General features: G+C 72.4%; 17 protein-coding genes and 1 tRNA gene. 9 read left to right on the forward strand and 9 right to left on the reverse strand.

Annotation, left to right across the window (positions count from 1 at the left end):
• Positions 1-418 precede the first annotated feature (418 nt).
• Together OG500_RS20945 and OG500_RS20950 are read left to right on the forward strand one after the other, a co-directional pair.
• Positions 419-1,729 carry a glycosyltransferase 87 family protein gene (locus tag OG500_RS20945; protein ID WP_327068209.1) on the forward strand — a complete coding sequence of 437 codons (1,311 nt, stop codon included), beginning with the start codon at positions 419-421 and terminating at the stop codon, positions 1,727-1,729.
• Positions 1,729-3,420 (forward strand): DUF2079 domain-containing protein, encoded by a 1,692-nt coding sequence (locus tag OG500_RS20950; RefSeq protein WP_327068210.1) that lies wholly within the window; start codon positions 1,729-1,731, stop codon positions 3,418-3,420. The genes OG500_RS20945 and OG500_RS20950 overlap by 1 nt, the downstream gene beginning before the upstream one ends.
• 22 nt (positions 3,421-3,442) lie before the next feature.
• Here the strand turns inward: OG500_RS20950 and OG500_RS20955 are convergent, their stop codons facing one another.
• Complete coding sequence (locus tag OG500_RS20955) at positions 3,443-4,708, reverse strand: MFS transporter (protein ID WP_327068211.1); 1,266 nt, start codon at positions 4,706-4,708, stop codon at positions 3,443-3,445.
• Between the two features lie 99 nt (positions 4,709-4,807).
• Between OG500_RS20955 and OG500_RS20960 the strand changes: the two genes are divergently transcribed.
• The 3 genes from OG500_RS20960 to OG500_RS20970 all read left to right on the forward strand — a co-directional run bounded on the left by OG500_RS20960 (position 4,808) and on the right by OG500_RS20970 (position 10,464).
• A complete protein-coding gene (locus OG500_RS20960; RefSeq protein ID WP_327068212.1) occupies positions 4,808-5,893 on the forward strand; it encodes a DUF5937 family protein in 1,086 nt (361 codons plus the stop codon).
• A 397-nt stretch (positions 5,894-6,290) separates the two neighbouring features.
• A complete protein-coding gene (gene lanKC / locus OG500_RS20965) occupies positions 6,291-8,876 on the forward strand; it encodes a class III lanthionine synthetase LanKC (protein WP_329582466.1) in 2,586 nt (861 codons plus the stop codon).
• A 367-nt stretch (positions 8,877-9,243) separates the two neighbouring features.
• Positions 9,244-10,464: a styrene monooxygenase/indole monooxygenase family protein gene (locus tag OG500_RS20970; RefSeq protein WP_327068215.1), complete on the forward strand. Its 1,221-nt coding sequence runs from the start codon at positions 9,244-9,246 to the stop codon at positions 10,462-10,464.
• Positions 10,465-10,574: 110 nt separating this feature from the next.
• Here the strand turns inward: OG500_RS20970 and OG500_RS20975 are convergent, their stop codons facing one another.
• Entirely contained in the window at positions 10,575-10,991 is a 417-nt protein-coding gene (locus tag OG500_RS20975; protein WP_327068216.1) for a nuclear transport factor 2 family protein, read from the reverse strand.
• Positions 10,992-11,113: 122 nt separating this feature from the next.
• Between OG500_RS20975 and OG500_RS20980 the strand changes: the two genes are divergently transcribed.
• Positions 11,114-12,061 carry a GlxA family transcriptional regulator gene (locus OG500_RS20980; RefSeq protein ID WP_327068217.1) on the forward strand — a complete coding sequence of 316 codons (948 nt, stop codon included), beginning with the start codon at positions 11,114-11,116 and terminating at the stop codon, positions 12,059-12,061.
• A 99-nt stretch (positions 12,062-12,160) separates the two neighbouring features.
• On the opposite strand, the gene OG500_RS20985 is transcribed toward OG500_RS20980, so the two are convergent.
• From OG500_RS20985 to OG500_RS20995, 3 genes are all read right to left on the reverse strand, one after another.
• Positions 12,161-13,873: a hypothetical protein gene (locus OG500_RS20985; RefSeq protein WP_327068218.1), complete on the reverse strand. Its 1,713-nt coding sequence runs from the start codon at positions 13,871-13,873 to the stop codon at positions 12,161-12,163.
• Between the two features lie 268 nt (positions 13,874-14,141).
• Positions 14,142-14,369: a hypothetical protein gene (locus tag OG500_RS20990; protein ID WP_327068219.1), complete on the reverse strand. Its 228-nt coding sequence runs from the start codon at positions 14,367-14,369 to the stop codon at positions 14,142-14,144.
• A gap of 323 nt (positions 14,370-14,692) precedes the next feature.
• A complete protein-coding gene (locus OG500_RS20995) occupies positions 14,693-15,238 on the reverse strand; it encodes a Uma2 family endonuclease (RefSeq protein ID WP_327068220.1) in 546 nt (181 codons plus the stop codon).
• Positions 15,239-15,352: 114 nt separating this feature from the next.
• On the opposite strand from OG500_RS20995, the gene OG500_RS21000 reads away from it, so the two are divergent.
• Together OG500_RS21000 and OG500_RS21005 are read left to right on the forward strand one after the other, a co-directional pair.
• Positions 15,353-15,520, forward strand: a complete 168-nt coding sequence (locus OG500_RS21000; RefSeq protein WP_327068221.1) for a hypothetical protein — start codon at positions 15,353-15,355, stop codon at positions 15,518-15,520.
• A gap of 183 nt (positions 15,521-15,703) precedes the next feature.
• Positions 15,704-18,127, forward strand: coding sequence for a helicase-associated domain-containing protein (locus tag OG500_RS21005; protein ID WP_327068222.1), 2,424 nt, complete (start codon positions 15,704-15,706; stop codon positions 18,125-18,127).
• A gap of 136 nt (positions 18,128-18,263) precedes the next feature.
• On the opposite strand, the gene OG500_RS21010 is transcribed toward OG500_RS21005, so the two are convergent.
• The 4 genes from OG500_RS21010 to OG500_RS21025 form a co-directional block, all read right to left on the reverse strand.
• Positions 18,264-18,689, reverse strand: coding sequence for a cytotoxic translational repressor of toxin-antitoxin stability system (locus OG500_RS21010; protein WP_327068223.1), 426 nt, complete (start codon positions 18,687-18,689; stop codon positions 18,264-18,266).
• A complete protein-coding gene (locus OG500_RS21015) occupies positions 18,686-19,102 on the reverse strand; it encodes a prevent-host-death protein (protein ID WP_327068224.1) in 417 nt (138 codons plus the stop codon). The genes OG500_RS21010 and OG500_RS21015 overlap by 4 nt, the downstream gene beginning before the upstream one ends.
• A gap of 167 nt (positions 19,103-19,269) precedes the next feature.
• Positions 19,270-19,347: transfer RNA gene (locus tag OG500_RS21020), tRNA-Phe, on the reverse strand.
• 96 nt (positions 19,348-19,443) lie between these two features.
• Complete coding sequence (locus tag OG500_RS21025; protein WP_329582475.1) at positions 19,444-20,685, reverse strand: plasmid pRiA4b ORF-3 family protein; 1,242 nt, start codon at positions 20,683-20,685, stop codon at positions 19,444-19,446.
• 73 nt (positions 20,686-20,758) lie between these two features.
• Here OG500_RS21025 and OG500_RS21030 point away from each other — a divergent pair, with 73 nt between their 5' ends.
• Positions 20,759-21,892, forward strand: a complete 1,134-nt coding sequence (locus OG500_RS21030) for a hypothetical protein (RefSeq protein ID WP_329582478.1) — start codon at positions 20,759-20,761, stop codon at positions 21,890-21,892.
• Positions 21,893-21,933: the final 41 nt, after the last annotated feature.

Consider the following 21,933-nt stretch of genomic DNA (forward strand, 5'->3'; position numbering starts at 1 on the left):
CGGTGGGGCGGCGGCCGGTCGGTCTTAAGTGTCACACCTGGGTAGCGCCAAGGAATTTCTCATCCGCCGGGTCGATGCTGTGGGACTGCTGGACGCGGCGGTCGGGCCGTACCGGGCCGTACCGGCCCTCGCGGCGGGCCGACGGCGGCCGGCACCGGTGGGGCTGTTGGGTTTCCGTCAGCAACCTGGGCAGTCGTTCGGGTGGCGATACCATCAACCGGGTGTGACATCCCTGTGACGGTTCGTGTGAGCGCAGTCACAGGTGGTGGACGGCGGTGCGATGAGCGTATCGAGACTGGATACCTGGGACACGTCGCGCCGACCGTTCGCACCCGGGCTCCACGCATGAGAGGCAGTAGCAGAAGGATGTCCACGACCACGCGGCAGTGCTCAGTGACCCCGGACCCTGCGGCGTCTCGTGGGTGACCGCACCGAGCCGGAGCGGCTCGCCCGGACCCGCTCGTTCCTGTCGGGTTCCACCGGCACGGCGGCCGTCGCGGCCCTGATCTCACTGGGCGTCTTCGCGATCCTGCGGCACTTCCAGGCGTTCTCGATGGTGGACATGATCGTCTACCGGGCCGAGGGCCAGGCCGTCGTCAGCGGGCACGACCTCTACACGATGCGGGTGCCGGTCTGGGACCTGGCCGCCACCTACCCGCCGTTCGCGGCGATGCTCTTCGTGCCGAGCACCTGGTTCGACATCTCCGCGCTGCGCGCGCTGGTGACGCTGGCCAACGTCGGCCTGCTCGGGCTGCTGGGCTGGTACTCCTTCACCCTGGCCGGCTGGCCGCGCCGGCGCTTCCGCCCGGCCGCGACGGTGCTGGTGGCCGGCTTCGGGGTCTGGCTGGAGCCCGTCTTCACCACGATCCAGTACGGCCAGGTCAACCTGGGCATCGCCTGCCTGGTGCTGTACGACCTGACCCGCCCCGACCAGCACCGTGGCAAGGGCATCGCGATCGGCATCGCCGCGGGCATCAAGCTGACCCCCGGCCTCTTCGCGGTCTACCTGCTGCTCACCGGCCGGGTACGCGCCGCGATGGTGGCCGGCGGCACCTTCCTGGCCACCGCGCTGATCGGCGTGGTCGCGCTGCCCGGCGCCTCCTGGGGCTTCTGGACCAAGTACGTCTGGGACTCCAGCCGGGTCGGCGTCACCGAGCTGGTCGACGACCAGTCGATGCGCGGGGCGGTGGCCCGGCTGCTCAGCAAGCACGCCCCGGGCCTGATCGCCACCCTGGCCAGCGGTCTGTGCCTGGTACTGGGCCTGACCATCGCGGTGCTGGCCGCCCGGGCCACCCGGGAGATCCGGCGGGCCGAGGCCTGGGGCGTGGTCTGCACGGCGATCACCGCGCTGCTGCTGTCGCCGATCAGCTGGACCCACCACTGGATCTGGTGCGTGCCGCTGCTGGTCCTGCTCGCCGCCGAGGTCTCCCAGGAGCTGCGCCTGCCGCGCGGGATACGCCGGCTGCGCTGGCGGCTGGTGCTGGCCGGCACCGCGCTGGTCTTCCTCTCCTACGCGATGTGGCTGGTGCCGCAAGCAGGCGGGTTGGGCGTCCCCTGGTACTGGCAGCTACCCTCGTCGGTCTATCCGGTGACCGGGGTCGTGGTGCTGGCCGTGACGGGCCTGCGACTGCTGCGGATCCACCGACCGTCCCTGGCCCGCCGCATCCGCAGTGAGTCCGGGCCGGCCGACCTGAGCGCGCAGGACGCCTCCCTGACAAGGCAGAGCTGATGACCTCCCCGACCGACAGCCAGACCGACGGGCCGACCGAGAGCCGGACCGACGGGCCGAGCGCCCGCGCCGAGCGCACCGACCTGCGGCCGGCAGCCGCGGTCCCCGGGCAGCGGACCCGGCCGCCGGCGCTCGGGCCGGTGCTCGCCCAGGTCTCCTCCGAGCGCGGCCGGACCGTGCTGCTGAGCCTGATCTGCTTCGCCGCCTGCTTCGCGATCGGCCTGCAGCAGTGGACCTCCGTCCAGCTCGGCGGCTTCGACCTGGGGATCTTCGACCAGGGGGTGCGCGGCTACGCCCACTTCGGGCTGCCGTTGTCCACGGTCAAGAGCGTGCACCACGAGTTCCCGCCCGGCTTCTCGATCCTGGGCGACCACTTCTCGCCGGTGCTGGCGCTGCTCGCACCGCTCTACTGGATCTGGGACGACCCGCGCTCGCTGCTGCTCGGCCAGGCCCTGCTCTTCGCCGCCGGGGTGCCGCTCATCCGGCGGATCACCGCGATAGCCTTCGCCGCAGCCGAGCCGAAGGCCCGGCTGCGGGCCAAGGACCTGGCCGCGCTCGCCTACGGGCTGGGCTGGCCGCTGCTGGTCGCCTCCCGGGTCGGCTTCCACGAGGTGGCCTTCGCCGTCCCGCTGACCCTGCTGATGCTGGAGCGCTCGATGGCGCGCCGGTACGGCACCGCCGCCCTCGCCGCGCTGCTGATCTGCTGCACCAAGGAAGACCTCGGGCTGATGGTCGGCGCCTACGGACTGGTGCTGATCCTGCGCAGCCGGCGCGCCGCCGACCGGCGCGGGCTGCGCCTGGGGGCCGGGCTGCTGGTGGCGGGACCGGTGGCCTCGGTGGTCGCGATCCAGTGGCTGATTCCCGCGATGGGCGGCGAGCGCGGCTACTACTGGAACTACCAGGAGCTGGGCGCCAACGTCGGCGACGCCGCCCGCCACGTGCTGACCGACCCCTGGCTGCTGGTCCAGGGCTCGTTCAACGAGACGCTCAAGCCGCTGCTGGTGCTCTGGCTCTTCGGCACCCTGCTGCTGCTCCCGCTGCGCTCGCTGACCGTGCTGGCGGCCGTGCCGCTGCTCGCCGAGCGGATCCTGTCGACCAACCCCAACCACTGGTCGATCGCCCGGCACTACGACTCCTTCATCTGGCCGATCCTGCTGACCGCCTCGATCGAGACGCTCGGCCGGCTCCACGCCGGCGAGCGGCACCGCAGGCTCGCCCAGCGGCTCGGTGTGGCCACCGCCGCGATCACGGTGGCGCTCGCCGTGCCGCTCGGGCTGTACTACCTGGCGCAGCCCGGCTACTGGAAGGCCAAGCCGACCGAGGCCGCGATGCTGCGGGCCAGCAAGCTGATCCCCGACGGCGCCACGGTGGAGGCCGACAACCAGGTGGTGCCGCGGCTGACCTCCCGCACCCACGTGGTGCTGGTCGACCAGACGCCGCGCGGCATGGACTACGTGCTGATCCGCCCCGACGAGCGGGCCTTCCCCTTCGCCACCTCCCAGGAGCAGGCCGACCGGGTGAAGCTGCTGCTGGCCAACGGCTACCAGCAGATCTGGGCGCAGGACGGCGTGGTGCTGCTGCACCGGGTCGGCGATGCGCCGATCCCCGGCGAGGCGATGCCCGGCAAGGGCAGCAAGCCGATCCAGGACGTGGTGCCGCCGGACGTGGGGCACAACCTGTTCCAGGGCTAGGTACAGAACTGCCCGGCGGTGATCAGGTGAGGCCGGGCCGCCGGCGGCTGATCACCGCCGCGCCCAGCAGGGTGCCGGCGGCCAGGGTGCCCCAGAGCAGGCCGCTGCCCGCGGCGAGCAGGGCGGTGAGCACGGTGGGGGCCAGCGCCCGGCCCAGCCCGTTGGACAGCTCCCAGCGGGCGAGCGCGCGGCCCAGGCGCTCGGGCGGGGCGGTGGCCACCACCAGGGCCGTCCCGCTGCCTGCGTAGCCGATCTCGCCGCAGGTGTAGAGCACCGCCACCAGCGCCACGGCCGCCGGCGCGCCCACCCCGCCCAGCCGCTCGGCCAGCCAGAAACCGGCGTAGGACAGGGCCAGCAGCACGCCGGAGCCGGCCAGCACCGAGCGGCGCGAGCGGTGCGCCAGCCGGGTCACCACCGCGACCTGGGCGATGATCACCAGCGCGGTGTTGCCCACGAAGATGCCCGAGGACCAGGCCGGCGAGGCGTGCAGGTGGGTGACCAGCAGCACCGGAAGCGCGACCTCCAGGACGTCGAAGCAGAGCGCGAAGGGCAGGTTCGCCAGCCCGAGCACGGTCATCCCGGGCAGGGCGGGCGACTGCCCTGCCCGCCGGGTGATGGCCCGTCGGGCGGGCGTGGTCGGTGGCGTGGCCGGTGGGGCGGTGACCCGCAGCGACCAGGCCAGGGCCGCCGCCAGCAGGTACCCCGCCGCCGTGAGCAGCGCCAGGCCGCGCAGCGTGCCGGCACCCCCGGCCAGCGCCAGCGTGGCGATCAGCGCGCCGGCGCCGAGCCCGGCGTTGCGCAGCGAGCGGCCGGCGGCCAGCGCGGTGTCCCGGGCCCGGCCCTCGACCAGGGTGGCCACCAGCGCGGCGTGGGCGGTCGGCCAGGTCTGGGTGCCGGTGCCCAGCAGCGCCGCGGCGAGCACGAAGCCGGTGGTGCCGGGCGCGGCGAGCAGCGCGCCGACGCCCGCGGCCCGGGTCAGCAGGGTCGCGGTGACCACCTGGGAGCGCGCGCCCCGGTCGATCCAGCGGCCCAGCGGGGCCACCGCCGCGAGCCCCACCAGCATCCCTGCGGAGAGCGCGAGTCCGGCCACCGAGGCCCCCAGGTGCAGCACCCCGATCGCGTAGAGCAGTAGGAAGGGGCGCAGCAGGCCGGCACCGAGCGCGTCCACCACCAGCGCGGTCGCGTACCTCGGGCCGCCGGGCAGCGGCCCCAGCAGCCGCCCGATGCGTTCGGGGCGGGGGAGGGGAGGAGTCGCGGGCGGTGCCGCCGGGGTTCTGGTCGAGGTCATGCCCGACACGCTGCGCCCGCTGCCCCGCCGCGGTCACGTCGATTGACGCCGTGCGTCAATCGATCCGTCCACACCCGCCGGACCTGCGACGATCGCTGGATGAGCGTGATCATCGAGACCGCCGGACTGCCGCCCGAGCGGCTGCTCTTCACCCCCTCGCCGCTGGCCGAGCTGACCGCGATGCTGCACGTGCTCGCCGAGCCGGCGCACCATCCGGCGCTGCACGGCTGGGCGGGCACCACTGCCGCCGCGCTGCGCCCCGAGCTGGCGGACCGGCTGCTGGAGGCGGACTTCCTCTGGCGCTCGTCGCGCGCCGACTTCCTGCTCCCGGCCATCCCCGGGGCCTCGCTGGCCGAGGAACTGGACGCGATCGACCGGCTCGACGACGAGCGCTACGTGGCCGGTGCGCTGATCGCCAGCTGCGGATTGAACCGGCTCGCGCTGCGCCCCCACTCGCCGCTGACCGACCCGGTGGAGCGGGAGCGGGCCATCGAGCTGGCGAACGCCCGCGGGCCCAGGCAGGCGGCCTTCGCCGACCGGCTGCTCTCCGATCCGGCTGCCGTCCGGGCCATCGTGCGCCGCCTGCTGGAGGACTGCGCCGAGGCCTTCTTCGCGGACGCCTGGGCCCGGGTGCTGCCGGTGCTGGCCGCCGACGCCCGGCACAAGGCCGACCTGCTGGCCCACCGTGGCCTGGCCGAGGCGCTGGCGGCCGTCTCCCCGGCGGTGGGCTACGACGCCCGGCAGGGGCGGATCGTCATCGACAAGCTGCAGTCCAGCTCGACCAGTGCGGCGAGCACCGGCCTGACCTTCGTGCCCACCGTGTTCGGACGTCCGCACCTGGTGGTGGTGTACGCCGCGGGCTGGCGCCCGGTGGTGCAGTACCCGGTCGCGGAGTCCGGGGTGCAGGCGCCGGCCGCGCTGGACCGGGTGCAGCAGCGGCTGGAGGCGCTCGCCAATCCGGCCAGGCTCCGGCTCGCCCGCACCCTGGCGCGTGGTGAGCACACCACCGGCGAGCTGGCCGCGGCCTGGCAGCTGACCGAGCCGGAGGTCTCCCGGCACCTCGCGGTGCTGCGCAGGGCCGAGCTGGTGCTCAGCCGGCGGCGTGGCCGATATGTGCTGTACCGCCTGGACTTGGGTGTCAGTGCCCGATTGGGGACCGACCTGCTGGAAGCCGTGCTGCGCTAGGTGTTCTGACCCGTGAGGTTGGGGGCGCGATCGGGCACCGGGGCGAGGATCGGACAGGGTTGGCCGGAAATCGCCCCTGGTCGCACAGGGGTGCCGCCGGGTCATCGGTTCGTTTACGCAGGACCTCGCCGCTGCTCGGGACGGTGGGGGGACGGCGGTCGGGACACGGAGCGGGTCCGGCCGCGGGTTCATGCTTTTCCAGCCGTCCTGGCTTTTCAGGAACGCCGTCCAGGGGCGCGCGTTTAACACGCCGTTATTGCTCTCGCAAGGCTTGAGTCCGGCCGGGAGACCCGGCTATAAATCCGACCCAACACCGGGCCACAAACGGGCCCGGTCGGTGGAGAAGGCCGGGCACCATCCCGCACGGCCCGTCGAGAGCGTGTGGAGGGATCTCCCGGTGCGGCCTTCGGACTACGAGCAGTTCTGCCAGGCGGATCCCGTCTTCTACGACGACCCCGGCGCCCGGGACGACGCCCAGAGCCTCTACCCGCCGGCCGTCGCCCCGGTCCCCGAGGGCTGGCGCCGCAGCGGCGACAGCGTCTGGGTCTACCTGCACCCCGACGGCCAGACGCTGCCCGACCAGGGCTGGAAGGTGCACGTCTCCGGCACCCTCGACGAGGCGCCCGAGATCATCGACATCGTCCTCGATTTCTGTCATGAACAGGAACTGAGCGTCAAATTCCTGCGCAGCCGGGAAACCGTGCTGAAGGCGAATTCGAAATACGCACCGCGAGGTTCCAGCGGAAAGCTGCTGACCCTCTACCCGCGGGACGAGACCGAACTGCACCGCACGCTCACCGGCCTGGAGCCGCTGCTGGCCGGCCGGCGGGGTCCCTACATCCTCAGTGACCTGCGCTGGCGCGACAGCCTGCTCTACGTCCGCTACGGCGCCTACCGCCAGCTGTACTGCCTGGACGAGCAGGGCCGCACGGTCTCCGCGCTGCGCGACGCGAACGGCACGCTCGTCCCGGACCTGCGCCGCCCGGTCTTCGCGGTCCCCGAGTGGATCACCGTCCCCGACTTCCTGCGCGAGCAGATCGAGGCCAGGAGCGACGCCGCTCCCGAGGACTTCCCCTACGACATCGAGAAGGCGCTGCACTTCTCCAACGGCGGCGGCGTCTACAAGGCGCGCGACCGGCGCACCGGAGAGGTGGTGGTGCTGCGCGAGGCCCGCCCGATGGCCGGGCTCGACCACCGCGGCACCGACGCCGTCGAGCGGCTGCACCGCGAACGCGACGTGCTGCGCCGGCTCTCCGGCCTGGACTTCGTGCCCGCGCTGCACGAGCACCTGGTGGTCTGGGAGCACGAGTACCTGGTCGAGGAGTTCATCGAGGGCGAGAAGCTGGAGCGGCACCTGTTCACCGGCCGCTACCCGCTGCTGCGCGCCGAGCCGGACGCCGCCACGCTGGCCGAGTACACCGCGCTGGCGCTGGACTACGGCGAGCAGCTGGCCGCCATGCTGCGCACCCTGCACGAGCACGGGGTGGCCTTCGGCGACCTCCACCCGGGCAACGTGCTGGTCCGGCCCGACGGCCGGCTCGCCCTGGTCGACTTCGAGCTGGCCTTCGACCTGGTCGACGGGACACCGCCCGGTTTCGGGGCGCCCGGCTTCATCTCGCACGCCGCCCGCACCGGCACCGCGATCGACAGCTACGCGCTGGCCTGCATGCGGCTGTTCCTCTTCCTGCCGCTGACCTTCCTGATCGAGCTGGACTCGGGCAAGGCCGAGGCGCTGGCCGAGGCCGCCGCCGAGCGCTTCGCACTGCCCGAAGGCTGGGCCGCGCAGCTGGTGGCCGACCTGCGCGCGGCGACCGGCGGGCAGCTGCCGGCCGGCACCACCGAGCGCACCGGGACCGGGCGCCCGCTCGTCGTGCCGGACGGCGCCTCGGACGACGCCTGGCGGCGGGTGATGGACGAACTGGCCGAGGGCATCCTGGCCGCCGCCACCCCCGAGCGCACCAGCCGGCTCTACCCCGGCGACCCGGAGCAGTTCAACCGCAACGGCATCGACCTGGCGCACGGCGCCGCCGGCGTGATCTACGCGCTGGCGGAGAGCGGCTACCCGGTGCCCGAGCAGCACGTGGAGTGGCTGCTGCAGGCGGCCCGCGACCCCAAGGTGGTCCGGCCCGGCCTCTACGACGGCCTGCACGGCACGGCCATTGCCCTGGACCGGCTCGGACTGACCGCCGAGGCCGGCGAGATCCTGGACCGTGCCCGCGAGCTGACCGAGACCCGGCAGCGGCTCGGGGTCTTCGGCGCCGACCTCGCCGGGGGTCTGGCCGGCATCGGCCTGAGCCTGCTGCACTTCGCCGACCGGCGCGGCGAGGTCGCCCTGGCCGAGCAGGCACGGGAGTACGGCGAGCGGTTGGCCGCCGGCGCCCCGCTCGGCAGGGGCCGGGTCGGGCTGCTGCACGGCGGCGCGGGCGTGGCGCTCTTCCTGACCCGGCTGCACGAGCACACCGGCGAGGAGCGCTGGCTGGATCTCGCCTTCGCCGCGCTCGGCCGCGACCTGGCCGGTGCGCAGGTGGACGAGAAGGGCATGCTGCTCACCCAGGACGGCCAGGGCACCGCCTACCTCGGCGCCGGTTCGGCGGGTGCGGCGCTGGTCGCCCGCGGGCTGCTGCGGCACCGCGAGGACGCCGCGCTGGCCCAGGCCGTGCCCCTGCTGGACCAGGCCTGTGCGGCCGAATTCCTCCTGATGCCGGGGCTGTTCGAGGGCCGGGCCGGTATGGTCTGCGCACTCGCGGCGGCCGGCGGTGACGGGCGGCAGCTGGAGCGGCAGGTGTCACTGCTCTCCTGGCACCTGGTCCGCCACCAGGACCGCGCGGCCTTCCCCGGCCAGCTCCTCTACCGGCTCTCCACCGACCTGGCCACCGGCTCGGCCGGCATCCTGCTGGCGCTGCACGCGGCGTCGGCCCGGAAGGGCACCGCCCTTCCCCTCCTGGACCACCACGGCGCTCCGGTGTCCGCGGTGCACAAGTAACACCAAACCCCCCGCCGGCGGCACCACAGAGCCCCGGCAGCTACGAAGAAATGAGGTGTGTCATGGCTTTCATCCTCGACCTCCAGGGCCTGCACGAGGAGTCCGAGTCGATCGTCGAGTCGATCTTCTGCAGCCACTGGTCCTCGCGCACCTGCATGTGACGTTCGCGCACATGACGGTCGTGCAGACCTGACAGCGGTGCCCACCCGAGCCTCAATCGGGTGGGCACCGCTGCGTGCGGTCACCAGCTCGTGGCCGGCTGCCACCTTATCCCCGGTCGCGCACGGCACGGGTCGATCCGGCCCGGCCTGACATACCATCAGGTCGCTGTTCGACCCCTCGTCCCCACCCCTCCTCGGGAGACCCCATGCGCCGGATCGCCGTCGTCGGAGCGGGCCAGGCCGGGCTGCACCTCGCGCTCGGCCTGCTGGCGGCCGGGTACCAGGTCACCCTGGTCGCCGCGCGTACCCCGGAGCAACTGCGCGGTGGGCGGGTGCTGTCCACCCAGGCGCTGTTCGGGCCCGCGCTGCGGATCGAGCGGGCCGCAGGCCTGGACCTCTGGGCGGACCGGGCCCCGGCGGTGCACTCGGTGGACGCCGTCCTCGCCGCCCCGCCCGGTGTGCGGGCGCTGGCGTACACCATGACCCTGGACGAGCCGGCGCAGTCGGTCGACCAGCGGCTGAAGATGGCCGGCTGGCTGGAGCTGTTCGCCGAGCGCGGCGGTCGCACCGAGTACCGCACGGTCGACCGCGCCGCCCTCCAACAGATCGCCGAAGCACACGAGTTGACCGTGGTGGCGAGCGGTCGGGGCGAGCTCGCCGAGCTCTTCGCCCGGGACGCCGCGCGCTCGGCCCCGCAGCCTCGGCGCACGCTCTGCTGCCTCTACGCGCACGGGGTCGGCTCGCCGGACCCGGGCGCCGGGCCGCGGGCGCGGATGAACGCGATCCCGCAGGGCGGCGAGCTCTACCTGCAGCCCGCGCTGACCCTCTCCGGCCCCTGCGCGATCCTGCTCTGGGAGGCGGTGCCGGGCGGGCCGCTGGACTGCTTTCCCGACCGCCCCGGACCGGTGGAGCAACTCGACCGGATGCGCGGCCTGTTGCGCGACTTCCTGCCCTGGGAGTACGAGCTGTGGGCCGAGGCCGAGCCCACCGACGCGCTCGGCAACCTCTACGGCGCGGTGACCCCGACGGTGCGGCACCCGGTGGCCGAACTCGACCACGGCTGCCACGTGCTGGGCATCGGCGACACGGTGGTGCTGAACGACCCGATCACCGGCCAGGGCGCCAACAATGCGACGCGGGCCGCCGCGCGCTACCTGCGGGCGATCACCGAGCACGGCGAGGCGGCGTTCACCCCGGACTGGATGCGGCGGACCTTCGACCTGCACTGGCGTGAAGAGGCCCGCCACAGCGTGGAGTTCACCGCCACCATGCTCGACATGCCGGAGCACCTGCAGCGGGTGTTCGGCGCGGCGGCCGAACACCCGCAGGTGGCCCGGCGGTTGGCCAACACCTACGCCGAGCCGGGCGACTACGCGAACTGGCTCGCCACGCCCGAGCTGACCGCGGCGTACCTGGCCTCGCTCTGAGGGCCCGGCACCCGTGAGTCCGGCGCCGTGGGGCCGCTCTTGTGGGCCCGGATCCGTGGGCCCGGATCCGTGGGCCCGGATCCGTGGGCCCGGCTCCGTGGGCTCGGCCGCTACCGGCCGAGCCCACGGTCGCCCGCGCCGATCGCCAGGTCGTTGATGCTCGCGTAGCGGCGGCGCATCAGGCCGTTGCCGTCGAACTCCCACTGCTCGTTGCCGTAGCTGCGCCACCACTGCTCGCACGCGTCGTGCCACTCGTACTCGAAGCGCACCGAGATCCGGTTGCCGGTGTACGCCCACAGCTCCTTGCGCAGCCGGTAGTCCAGCTCGCGCTCCCACTTGGCGCGCAGGAAGGCGACGATCTCCGGGCGCCCGCGCAGGAAGACGTCGCGGTTGCGCCACTCGGAGTCCTCGGTGTAGGCGAGCGCGACCCGTTCGGGATCACGGCTGTTCCAGGCGTCCTCGGCGGCCTGGACCTTGAGCAGGGCGGTGGCCTCGGTGAAGGGGGGAACGGGCGGTCGCTGCGTCATGGGAGCTCCTTCGGTGGTCCTGCCGTCCCCACCGACACTCGCAGCAAGGGGTGCTCCGCCGCCATGTCCGGACGGACGGCCGACCCACAGATCCTGCCGTCGCCGCGCCGTATGCTCGGGGGATGACCACTGTGCGCGCGCCGCGGGTCGCCGTGCTCGCCTACGACGGGGTGCGGCTGCTGGACCTGGCCGCGCCGCTGGAGGTGTTCGGCACCGCCGGGGCCTACCAGGTGACGCTCTGCTCGCCCGGCGGCGGCGCCGTCACCGCCTCGACCGGGACCGTCCTGTCGGTGGCGGCCGACGCCTTCGCCGTCCGCGCGGACACCGTCCTGGTGCCCGGGTCGCCGACCCTGCCGGAGGGACGCGTCCCCGAGGGCGTGGTGGCCGCGGCCGCCGCGCTGGCGGCTTCGGCGAGCCGGGTCGCCTCGGTGTGCACCGGCGCCTTCGTGCTGGCCGAGACCGGGTTGCTGGACGGTCGCCGGGCCACCACGCACTGGCGGCACACGGCGGCCCTCGGCCGGCGCTACCCGCGGATCACCGTCGAGCCGGACTCGATCTACGTCCGCGACGGCCACCTGCTGACCTCGGCCGGCGTCAGTGCCGGGCTGGACCTCGCGCTCGCCCTGGTGGAGGACGACCTCGGCCCGCAGGCCGCCCGCGAAGTCGCCCGTGACCTGGTGGTCTTCATGCAGCGTTCCGGTGGCCAGTCGCAGTTCTCGGTGCCCGCCCGCACCCCGCGCCCCCGCCACGACGCGCTGCGCGCCGCCCTCGACGCGGTCGCCGCCGACCCGGCCGCCGACCACTCGGCGGCCGCCCTCGGCGCGCGGGTCGGCCTGAGCGCCCGTCAGCTGGCCCGGTTGTTCAGGGCGCAGCTCGACACCACCCCCTCGCGCCACGTCGAGCAGGTGCGCCTGGAGGCGGCCCGTGGCCTGCTGGAGGCGGGCGAGTCGGTGACCGGCGCGGCCCACCGCTCGGGTCTGGGCAGCGACGAGACCCTGCGCCGCGTCTTCCTGCGCCACCTCGGTGTCGCGCCCTCCGCCTACGCGGCACGGTTCCGCACCACCAGGTGAGAACGGCCCGGTTGCCGGACCCGCACGGCCCCGCGGACGTCGCTCGGGACGTACCGCGGGGCCGTGCGGGGCGATGGGAGCCGGCACGGTCGACCGGTGTCAGCTGTGCGCGCCTGCCTTGCGACGGCGGACGACGAAGGTCAGCACGCCGCCGAGGGTGAGCGCGCCGACACCGAGGCCGGTCATGGTGCCGATGCCCTGGGCGCCGGTGAACGCCAGGGCGTCGGCGGCGGCGGTGCTGCTCGCGGTGGCGCGGGCGGCGCCGCTCGGGGTGGCGGTGCTCGGGGTGGCGGCGCCGGTGTCCGCGGCCGGGGCCGTGGTGCCACCGGTGCCACGGGACGGCGTGGCCGCCGCGGCCGAGGTCGGGGCGGCCGTGGCCGGTGCCGTCGGGGGCACCGGCACGACGGTGGTCCCGCCGGTGGGAACCGAGCCGGAGGCCTGGCTGCCGAGCGCCACGGTGGAGGTGTTGTCGGCCTTGTTCGGGTCCCACGGCATGCCGCTGTCCTGGTCGCCCTCGTCGAGGGAGGAGAGCGACACGACGGCCGAGGCGCCCGCGGCGGGGTCGGCCTGCAGGGTGAAGTCGAAGGAGCCCTTGAAACCGGCCGGAACGAGCGGCGAGGTCTGGCAGATGTAGCGGGTCTGCGTGTCGCTCTTGAACTGCGTGTCCGGGCGGCACTTGTCGGGCGCCGAGACGACCTTGACCTGCTTGGGCAGGGTCACCGCGACGTCGCCCGGGTCGTCGCCGGCGCGCCAGTAGATGGTGGCGGGGCCGCTGCTGGTCATGCCGACGGTGAGCTTGCCCGGCTTGCCGTCCGCTCCCGGGGCCCAGGCGCCGAACGTGGCGAAGTCGGTGGTGTTCGGGACCTCGGCCTGCAGACTGAAGCCGCCGCCGTTCGGGGTCAGGTCCATGACCTGGCCGGGCTGCGGCGTGCTCTCCGGCTTGCCGACGGTCAGCCGGGGGCTGCCGGCCGGGCCCGGGGTGAAGTGGAAGCTGCGCACCCAGGAGTCCGGGGCGGGGGCCTGCGGCAGGACCGAGATGTCCTCGTAGGCGTAGTAGGCCGAGGGCTCCACACCGATCTCGACGGGGTCCAGACGGGCCGTCCCGCCGGGGGCGAGGGGCGAGTCGACCGTGCAGATGACGGCTTCCCCACTGGCGTTGGTGCCGTACTCGCAGTTGGCGAAGCGGGACTTGAAGTCCAGCCCCATGCCGCCGGTGAAGACGTACACCAGCTGCGGGGCGGTCACCTGGCCCTTGTTGGTCACCACCAGGTCGGGCTTCCAGACGTCCCCGGGCTTGAGGCTCTTGTTGAGCGGAACGTCCTGGCCGGTGAGCCGGGTGCCGCCCAGCATGACCTTGGTGTCGGCGGTCACCGCGGGGGCGTCGCCCTGCTGCAGGTGCGCACTGACGTGCAGGCTGCCGGTGGCGCCGACGGTGCCGCCCTTCGCCGGGGTCAGCTTGAGGTCCAGCCGGGTCTGGCCCTGGTAGACCGGGATCTGGGGGCAGGTCAGGAGGGTGCCCGCGAGGGTGCAGCCGCTCGGGGGCTGCACGTCCGCGATGCCCTTGAGGCCGCTGACGTCGATCTGGGCGACGACCCAGGGCGACTGCGTCCCGCTGTTCGCCACGTTCAGGTTCAGCGACACCTGCTGGTTCCACGAGTCACTGGCGTCGGGCGTCGGGTCGACCGCGACGAAACCGGGTGCGGTGACGGTCAGCGTGGGTTCGGCTGCGTGGGCCGGGACGGCGAAAGCCCCCACGGCGAGTGCGCAGACGGCTGAGGAAAGGCCGAAGAGGCGGGCGCGCGCGATGCGCATGGTTCCCCCGGATGGTCCTGTAGTGGCGAGTTGAACTCGCACACCCTAGGACCACGGGTCTCCGGGCACCGCGTGATGAATGGGGTACTTGGGACGCTTGGTGCCTTAAGGCAGCGAAGCTTTGCCAAGGCGTGACCACAGTTCGCCCCGGAACGGCCACAAAGTCGACACATCTATGGGCCGGTTGGCGTCGAAGGGCGCGTCAACCGGTGCCACCGGTGCCACCGTCGTCACCGGTGGGGGCTGTGCCGTACCTGCAGCGGCGTGCCTACAGCAGGAACAGCTTGGTGAAGGGGGCGACGATCCGGACCTGCCGGGAGCCGAAGTCGACGACCACTGCGGTCGTGCCCTCGCCCTCGACACTGATGGCCCGGCCGAGGCCGTACTGGTCGTGGGACACGCGGTCACCGGCGGCGAACCGCTTGGCGGGCGCCGGGGTCTCGGCGCGGAAGGGACTGGTCGGCAGGTGGCGCCGGGGCGCGGATGAATTCGGCATCCTGGCCAGTATGCGCCCCGCGCGGGGTTCCGGGGACCCCGAGGAGTATCTTTCCCGCCTTTCGAGTCGCGGCAGGACCGGCCGGGGTGACACGAAAAAGCCCCCGGCGATCTTCGCTCGGGGGCTTTCCGTGGGTCGTGCTGGTGGCCAGGGCCGGGGTCGAACCGGCGACCTTCCGCTTCTCAGGCCAAGCCGGGGCGGTGAGGTGCCCCGGTTTGGATGCTTCTGTCGTCCATGGAGGGCCGCCGCCGGACGCCATGGTTCGGGACGGTTGGCGTCGGCGTTGGCGTCAACCGGCGGAGCTTCACATGTGCTGGGCGTGCTCAGTAGGGGAGCAGACCGGTGGTGACCAGCTCGAAGTCGAACGGCTCCGGGATATGGATGGTCTCGCCGAAAGCGATGTCCTCGCGGCGATGGTACTTCGTGCCGTCGGGTCGGCTGAAGAGCGTGACCGCCTTCTCCCTTGCGTCGATCACGAGGTAGAGAGGGATTCTCATGAGCGGGTAGTCCCGTACCTTCCCCACCCAGTCGTTCTCCGGGTTGGACGGTGAGACCAGTTCGACGGCAATCGCAGCAACTTCGGCAGGAACCTGGTTGTCCCTGGTCGTGAGTGCATCGTCCGGCAGGTACGTCAGGTCGGGATTGCGGCTCTTGCCGACATTGGGCGAGACGAGGTCCGTGTTCTCGCTGGGTAGTAGTCCTGCCGGGGCGTACGCGTCGAACTGGCGGCGCACCACCAAGAGATTCCGTTGGTGAATCCCCGAGGGGCTGACCATCATGACGATGGTGTCGCCGGAGAGCTCGACCTTGAACCCGTCTGGCAGGCTCCTGCGGGCCTCTTCAAGGAGCGCGAAGTGCTCGGGGTTCATGCGCGGTGCCCTTCCGGGTGAGTCGGCCGATGCTCCAGCCTAGTGCCGCGTCAGGTTCAGCCGAGAGTCCGAGCGTCGCGACGCCGCCCACCATGTGCGGGTCGGTCCAAGCAGGTGGCCCGCTACGACGACGCCGTGGCCCTCCTGGCCGAACTCCGTGGCGCCTGTGACCATGTCGGGCGCGGCCTTCAGTTCCGGCGACGAGTGGCCGCGCTCCGCGAGCAGTACCGGCACCTGCCCGGCCTGTTGCGCCGGCTCGACGACCGGGCTCTGCGCGGTTGATGCCAGGCACTTCGCGAGGGACCACCATCCGCTGGGGGCACATCCCGGCCGAAGGCTGGGACGGAGGGCGTCTTCGGATGCCCTCGTCCACTTCGGTTCGCGTCGGCGTCAAGCGACGGCGGATGGTCCCTGGCTTCAAACCTCTGGTCCCGTCCCCGCTGGCGATTCACTACGCTTGGTACGGTGAAAGCCGCACGAAGCCTCGCGATCTGGCTGGCCGACCGTACTCCTTCGCAGCTGACCGAACTGCTGGAACAGCGCGAACTTCCTTACGCGGCCGAGGTGGCGAGCCTGGCCGACCTGGCCGGCCACCTGCTGACGGATGCCTCGACGGCCCTGGGGCTGAGCGAGATCAGCCTCGGGGACCTTCAATTGCTGGTCGCTGTGGCGACCTTGGCCGAACGGTTGCACGGTCCGCTACCGGCCGTCCCGCCCGCTCATCACCTGTTCATGGGCTACGGCGGCCGTTCACCACGGCTCGACGCGCCTACGGTCGACCCCGCTGACCGGTCCGTGACCCGGGACCAGCTCTTCCGATTCCTGCAACTCGACGGCGCCGGTCGGTCCGCAGCCGAGGCCGCGCTGTCCGGGCTGGCCGAGCGGGCCCTGGTACTGCCCTCGTCCGGAAGCAGGGTCATCGTTCCGATCCTGGTCCACCGTCAGGCGGGTGAAGGCGGCGGTTACGGCCGGCCCGCCGAACAACTGCTCACCGAGGCCTTCAACGCTCCGGAGATTCACCGCGTCGCGCTGGGGATGGGGCTCGCGAAGGCGCGGACCCGGGACGAGGCGCAGCGGCAGATCGTGGACGTGCTCAGGGACGCGAAGCGCGTGCGCGCCATGGCCGCCGAGGCGCCGCCCGCGGCTCTGGACCTGCTGGACAAACTGGTCCCGGGCCCGCCACTGCTGCGCACGCACTGCTTCGTCTCCCGGTACCGCGGATTCTACCCGGGCTCCGGAGGTAAGTTCACCTTCCGGGAAGGCGGTTCGGGAGATCCCGGCACGGACTGGCTGGCCGCCCGCGGCCTGGTCGTTCCGGTGGACGAGGACCTGACGGAACTGCCGCGCGAGGTGGCCGACGCGTTGCGCGACCACGACCGCGCGCCGAGCTACCAGTCCGCCCCGCCCCCGGTCGAGGGCACGGTGGAGATCCCAGGTGGTGCAGTCGAGGGCCAGGCGCAGGCGGCGTTGGCCGAGGCGGCCTCGCGGGTCGAACTGATGCTCCGTCAGGTGGCCGTGCAGCCGCTCGCTGTGCGCAAGGCGGGCGGAATCGCAGTCCGGGACACCCGCCGGTTGGCGAAGGTGTCCGGCATGTCGGAGGAACAAGCCCGGCTGTGGCTCGACCTGGCGAACAACGCGGACCTGATCACCCCGTGCGCCGAGGAACCGGAGGCCCCGGCGGGAGGACGGGGCCGAGCGCGTCGGCCGGAATCCCAGCCACCTGCCCGGATGCTGCCCACCGAGCGGTACGACGAGTGGCTGGCGGCTCCACCCGCTCAGCGGCTGCTGCCGCTCGTCGCCACCTGGGCGGTGGTGCCCGAGGTGTTCAGCCATTGGCCGGAGGAGAATGACACCCCGGTCGCGCTGGTCACGCCGGAGGACGGCGAGGCCGTCGATCTGCGCTATGCCGTGCTGGAGGCTCTGGCCACCCTTCCGGCCGAGCACGGAGTGCCCACCGGCAAGTCCGCTCGCGCGCGGGCGACCGCTCTCGCCGGTCTCGTCGCCACGGCGGCCTGGTTCCGCCCGACCGCCCTCGCCCAAGGTTCGTGGGAGGCTGAGCGGGTCGAGGCGACCCTGGCGGAGGCGGAGATGCTCGGGGTCGTCGCCCACGGAGCGCTGACTACGCTCGGGCACGCCGTGCTCGGGCTCCTGAGGGCGGGTGCACACCGCCACTTCCCCGCCGTTCCGGGCGCCGGGCCGGCGCTGCGCGACCGTCCTGCTCTGGAGGACGCGGTTCGGCGGTTGTCCACAGCCCTGGACGCGCTGCTGCCCGTGCCGCAGACCACCGCCCGGTTCCAGGCGGACCTTACGGTCGTGGTCGCCGGAGCTGCCGCATCAGAGCTGACCGACCTGCTGGTCGCCTGTGCGGACCGGGAGTCGGAAGGCCATGCCGTGGTGTGGCGGATCACCCCTGCGGCGGTCCGCCGGGCGCTGGACTCCGGATTGGACGCCGCCGACCTGCTGGCTCGGCTGGCCGACGTCTCGGAGGGCGGGCGGCCGCTCCCGCAGCCCCTGGAGTACCTGATCAAGGACACCGCGCGGACCCACGGCCGGATGCGAGTGGTGCGCTCCGCCTGCTGCATCCGCTCCGACGACGTGGCACTGGTGGCGGAGCTCGCCGCGGCCCGTGCGCTGTCCAGGCTCGGGTTGCGACGCATCGCGCCGACCGTGCTGATCAGCACAGTCGAGCCCGAAGCAACCCTTGCCGCGCTTCGGGCTGCCGGCTACGCCCCCGTGCAGGAGGCGGAGACCGGGACGACAGTCATCGAGAAGGCCCGCCAGGAACGCGGTCCCAAGCGCATGCCGTCACTGTCCGGAGCACGACCGCGCCACGGCAAGGCGCCGAGCACCGCATCGGCGTTGGCGAGCGCGCTGCTGGCCGACCGCTGACCAGGGGATCGCCCGAAGCGCTCGGGCGGGGCGATGTGCGTCGCGCCGCCGTGGTGAAGGCGCTTCGGAGCTCCCAGACCCCAGGTGGGAGCGCGGCACGCTGGGCGCGTTGAACCGGCAGCAAGGGCAGTGTGTGTCAGTGGCCCTCGGTCCAGAACTGCTGGAGTCGCGCGATCGCCTGGGCCTTGTCCAGCTCGGCGACCTGGTCCTCGGTGAGTCCGACGCGATTGATCAGCAGGTGGACCAGATCTACGGGAAGCGCCTCGCGTGGCGGCTCGGGCACACCTCGATCGGGAAGCGCGCCGTCCAGAACGCACGGCCAGAAGGCATCCTCCGTCACGTCCAGCTGATCGCGGAGGATGTGCGCCCATATGCTCGCGCCGTACACGGTGCGGTCGACCGGATGCGATACCCGAGTACGCAGGATCCGCCCGTCGGGGAGCCCGAACTCATAGGTGATGTGGTGGGTGCCGGTGCGGCCACGCGCGTCACGCACGCGCTCCCAGCTTTCGACCTTGCGGAACTGCTCGTGCCGTTCGCGTGTCGGTTGAGGCCAGGTCACTTCGCGACTCCGAGCAGCCAATCACGAAGCTGTGCGTCGTCGCTGAGACCGATCAACTGAACCAGGCCCCAATTGTCACGATGATTGGGCGCGTTTAGAAGCCGGTCCTGCCAGTCCTCCGCGTACTCGCGAAGCGCGTCGATCATCTCGTCGATGGCCTCGTCGAACGTGGCGCCGTCCGCTGCGACCGGCAGGCCGGGGAGGAACACCGACCAGCCACCGCCCTCAGCGACCACCTCGGCCTTGGACGGACACAGCAGCGTCAGCGCGTGGTGCAGCCGCCCCGCGTCGACTACCGCCGCATACCCGGTGTCCCGGCGAACGGTCGCGACCCGGCCCTGCCCGGCTGCGTCCAGCAGATCCTTCAGGTGTGCGCGGGCTTCGGTGTAGCTCTCGTAGTGGACCGCTGTCATGGGGAGCCTCCCTGTCCGAGAACCAGGGTCGCGCCCGGCGCGAAGTACGTCAAGTACGTCAAGTACTCGGGCAGGTGTACGGTGACCCTCCGCTGCGCCGTTGGCGTCAAGCCACGCAAAAATGCCCCCGAAGCGAGCTGCTTCGAGGGCATCGTGGTCAGACTGTGTGGCCAGGGCCGGGGTCGAACCGGCGACCTTCCGCTTTTCAGGCCAAGCCGAGGCGTCTGGATGCCCTGTTTTGAGCGGTTCTGACGTCCGTGGAAGTGCGGCTGCGGACGTCATCGCGCACGGCGGTTGGCGTCAGTGCTGGCGTCAACCGGATTCACGGGATGGGACCCTGCTCACCAGCCGAGTGTGCGCAGCTGCCGGTTGGTCTCGCGCAGGTCGAAGTGGGCCGGGTCGAAGTCGGCTGCTGAGTCGAGACCGATCCAGCGCAGCAGGTCCTCGTGCTCCGGGTGGGCGGGGTCGCGGAGGGTCTGCTTGAGGTCTTCGTACCCGCCCGGGCCGCCGCAGTCCTCGGGTGGGCAGGCCCCCGCTCCGTCCACGCAGGCGGGATAGTGGTGGCCCGCCTCGGCTGTCATCCGGTGTTCGACGGTGATGCGGTGATCCCACGAGTCGCCGAAGTCGTAGGTGTAATCGAGGTGTGCCCCCTCCTTGGCGACAGTGTCCAGGGCGACGGTGGTCTCGTCGACGAAGTCGAGCTCGGACGAACGGCGCCCGTAGTCGATGCCGTTCGCGCTGAACGCGTGCAGGTGGCAGTTCTGCCGGCCCATCGCCGCCTGGACGACCCGGTGCAGGTTGGCGAGGCGGATACCGGCCGGCACCTGGACGCGGCGCCACACCGCAGGCTGATCCACATCGGCGAGTTGGATGCGGAGCTGGTAGACCGGGTCGCCAGGGCGTGGCTCCCCGCGCAGCCGGGCCAGGGCTTTACGGCCGTCCGAGGTGAGCGTGACGGACTTGCCGGTCTGCTGGGTGGCCCCGCGGCCCTTGAACGTGGCGAGGAGGCGGTCCACGTCGCGGTCGTTGCTCTGACGCAGGAGGCGAAGGCGATCCTCGGGAAGGTCGTCGAGGACGAAGAACCCGGACAGTGTCTCCCACACCGCAGTCCGCAGCTTCTGCTCCGGCGCCGGAAGGTCCGTGGCGTAGAGGCTCGTCAGCACCGCCCGCAGCCCGGCAGGGTACTCCTCCGCGAGCATGGAGCCGAGCCACCCGGAGGGGAGTACCGCCTCGCCGACGCGCGGCAGGGCTTCGAACAGCGCGTCGAGGACGCGCTCGGGATCCTCCAGTACGCGCGCGTTCTTCTTGACGGGCACCAGGCGGCCGGCGGTGACCCGCAGCAGCCGGGCTGCCTTGGCCCATTCGACCAGCAGGTTCAGGTGGTACAGCTCCTGGCTGGACTTGGTCTTGAAGGTCCTGTCACCGATGGCCGGGTCGATGGTGTCGCCGGTCTCCAGGAGTGTGACCAGGGTCCGCGCGTCCGCAAGGGTGACCTTGCCTGTCTGGGTGAGCTTGCGTCCCGCGCCGATCCAGCTGACGAGACCTCGGACCTGCTCGACGGTGCCTGGCTGCTCGGGTTCCATCGCCGCTTCCTGCCTGCTCCGGGCTTGACGGATTCCATCAAGGAGGATCGGCATTCCCGCTAGGGTCGCAGCGATGAGCGAGTACCAGTACTACGAGTTCCTGGCGATCGACCGACCGCTGACCAGCGACGAACAGGAGCAGCTGCGGTCGCTGTCCACCCGGGCCCGGATCACCGCGACCAGCTTCACCAACGAATATCAGTGGGGCAATTTCCGGGGCGACCCTCGACGGATGGTGGAGCAGTACTACGACGCCCACCTCTACCTGACCAACTGGGGCACCCGTCAGGTGATCCTGCGCCTGCCCAAGGGGCAGCTCCCGCTGCGGGCGCTGGAGCCGTACTGCTTCGACGAGTGCGTCGAGGCATGGATGACCAAGACCCACCTCGTCCTGGACCTGCGCAGCGAGGACGAGAGCGGGGACTGGGACGAGGGGGCCGAGGACTCGCTCGGTGCCATCGCCGGGGTGCGGGCTGAGCTGGCCGCCGGTGATCACCGCGCCCTGTACCTCGCATGGCTGTCCGCCATCGGCGCCTGGGCACTCCAGGAGGACGATGAGGAGGTCTACCGGGAAGCGGTCGAGCCCCCGGTCCCGGCCGGGCTCGACCGGCTCACCGCACCGCAGCGGGCGCTCGCGGACTTCCTGCGCGTTGATGCCGACCTGCTGGCGGTCGCCGCCCAGGCCAGCCCGCCCGCTGCCGGGCCTCCGAAGCGGCCCGGGAAGAAGGAGCTGGAACCGCTGATCGCCGCACTCCCCGACAAGGAGAAGAACGACCTCCTGCTGCGCCTGGCCCTGGGCGGTGAGCCTCAGCTGGGAGCCGAGCTCCTGCGCCGCCTGCGCGGCGAACCGCCCGTCGCGACCGCGCCGGGGCAGCGATCCGCAGCCGAACTGCTGGACGCAGCGCACGCGCGGGCCGCCGGGCGCCGACAGCGCGCCGAGCGGGTTCGAGACGAGGCGCGGGCAAAGAAGCTGACCGCCCTGGCCGCCGACGAGGAGGCGATCTGGCGGGAGGTCGAGAACCACGTCGCCCGCAAGCAGGTGGCCCGCTACGACGCCGCGGTGGCCCTTCTGGTCGAGCTCCGCGACGCCTGTGATCATGTCGGGCGCGGCCTTCAGTGCCGGCAACGAGTGGCCGCGCTCCGCGAGAAGTACCGGCACCTGCCCGGCCTGTTGCGCCGGCTCGACGACCGGGCCTTGCGCGGCTGACGCCACCCGCACGCACGGGACGCTTGAAACCGAACCGACGG

The sequence above is a fragment of the Kitasatospora sp. NBC_01250 genome (assembly GCF_036226465.1).
Classification (GTDB): domain Bacteria; phylum Actinomycetota; class Actinomycetes; order Streptomycetales; family Streptomycetaceae; genus Kitasatospora.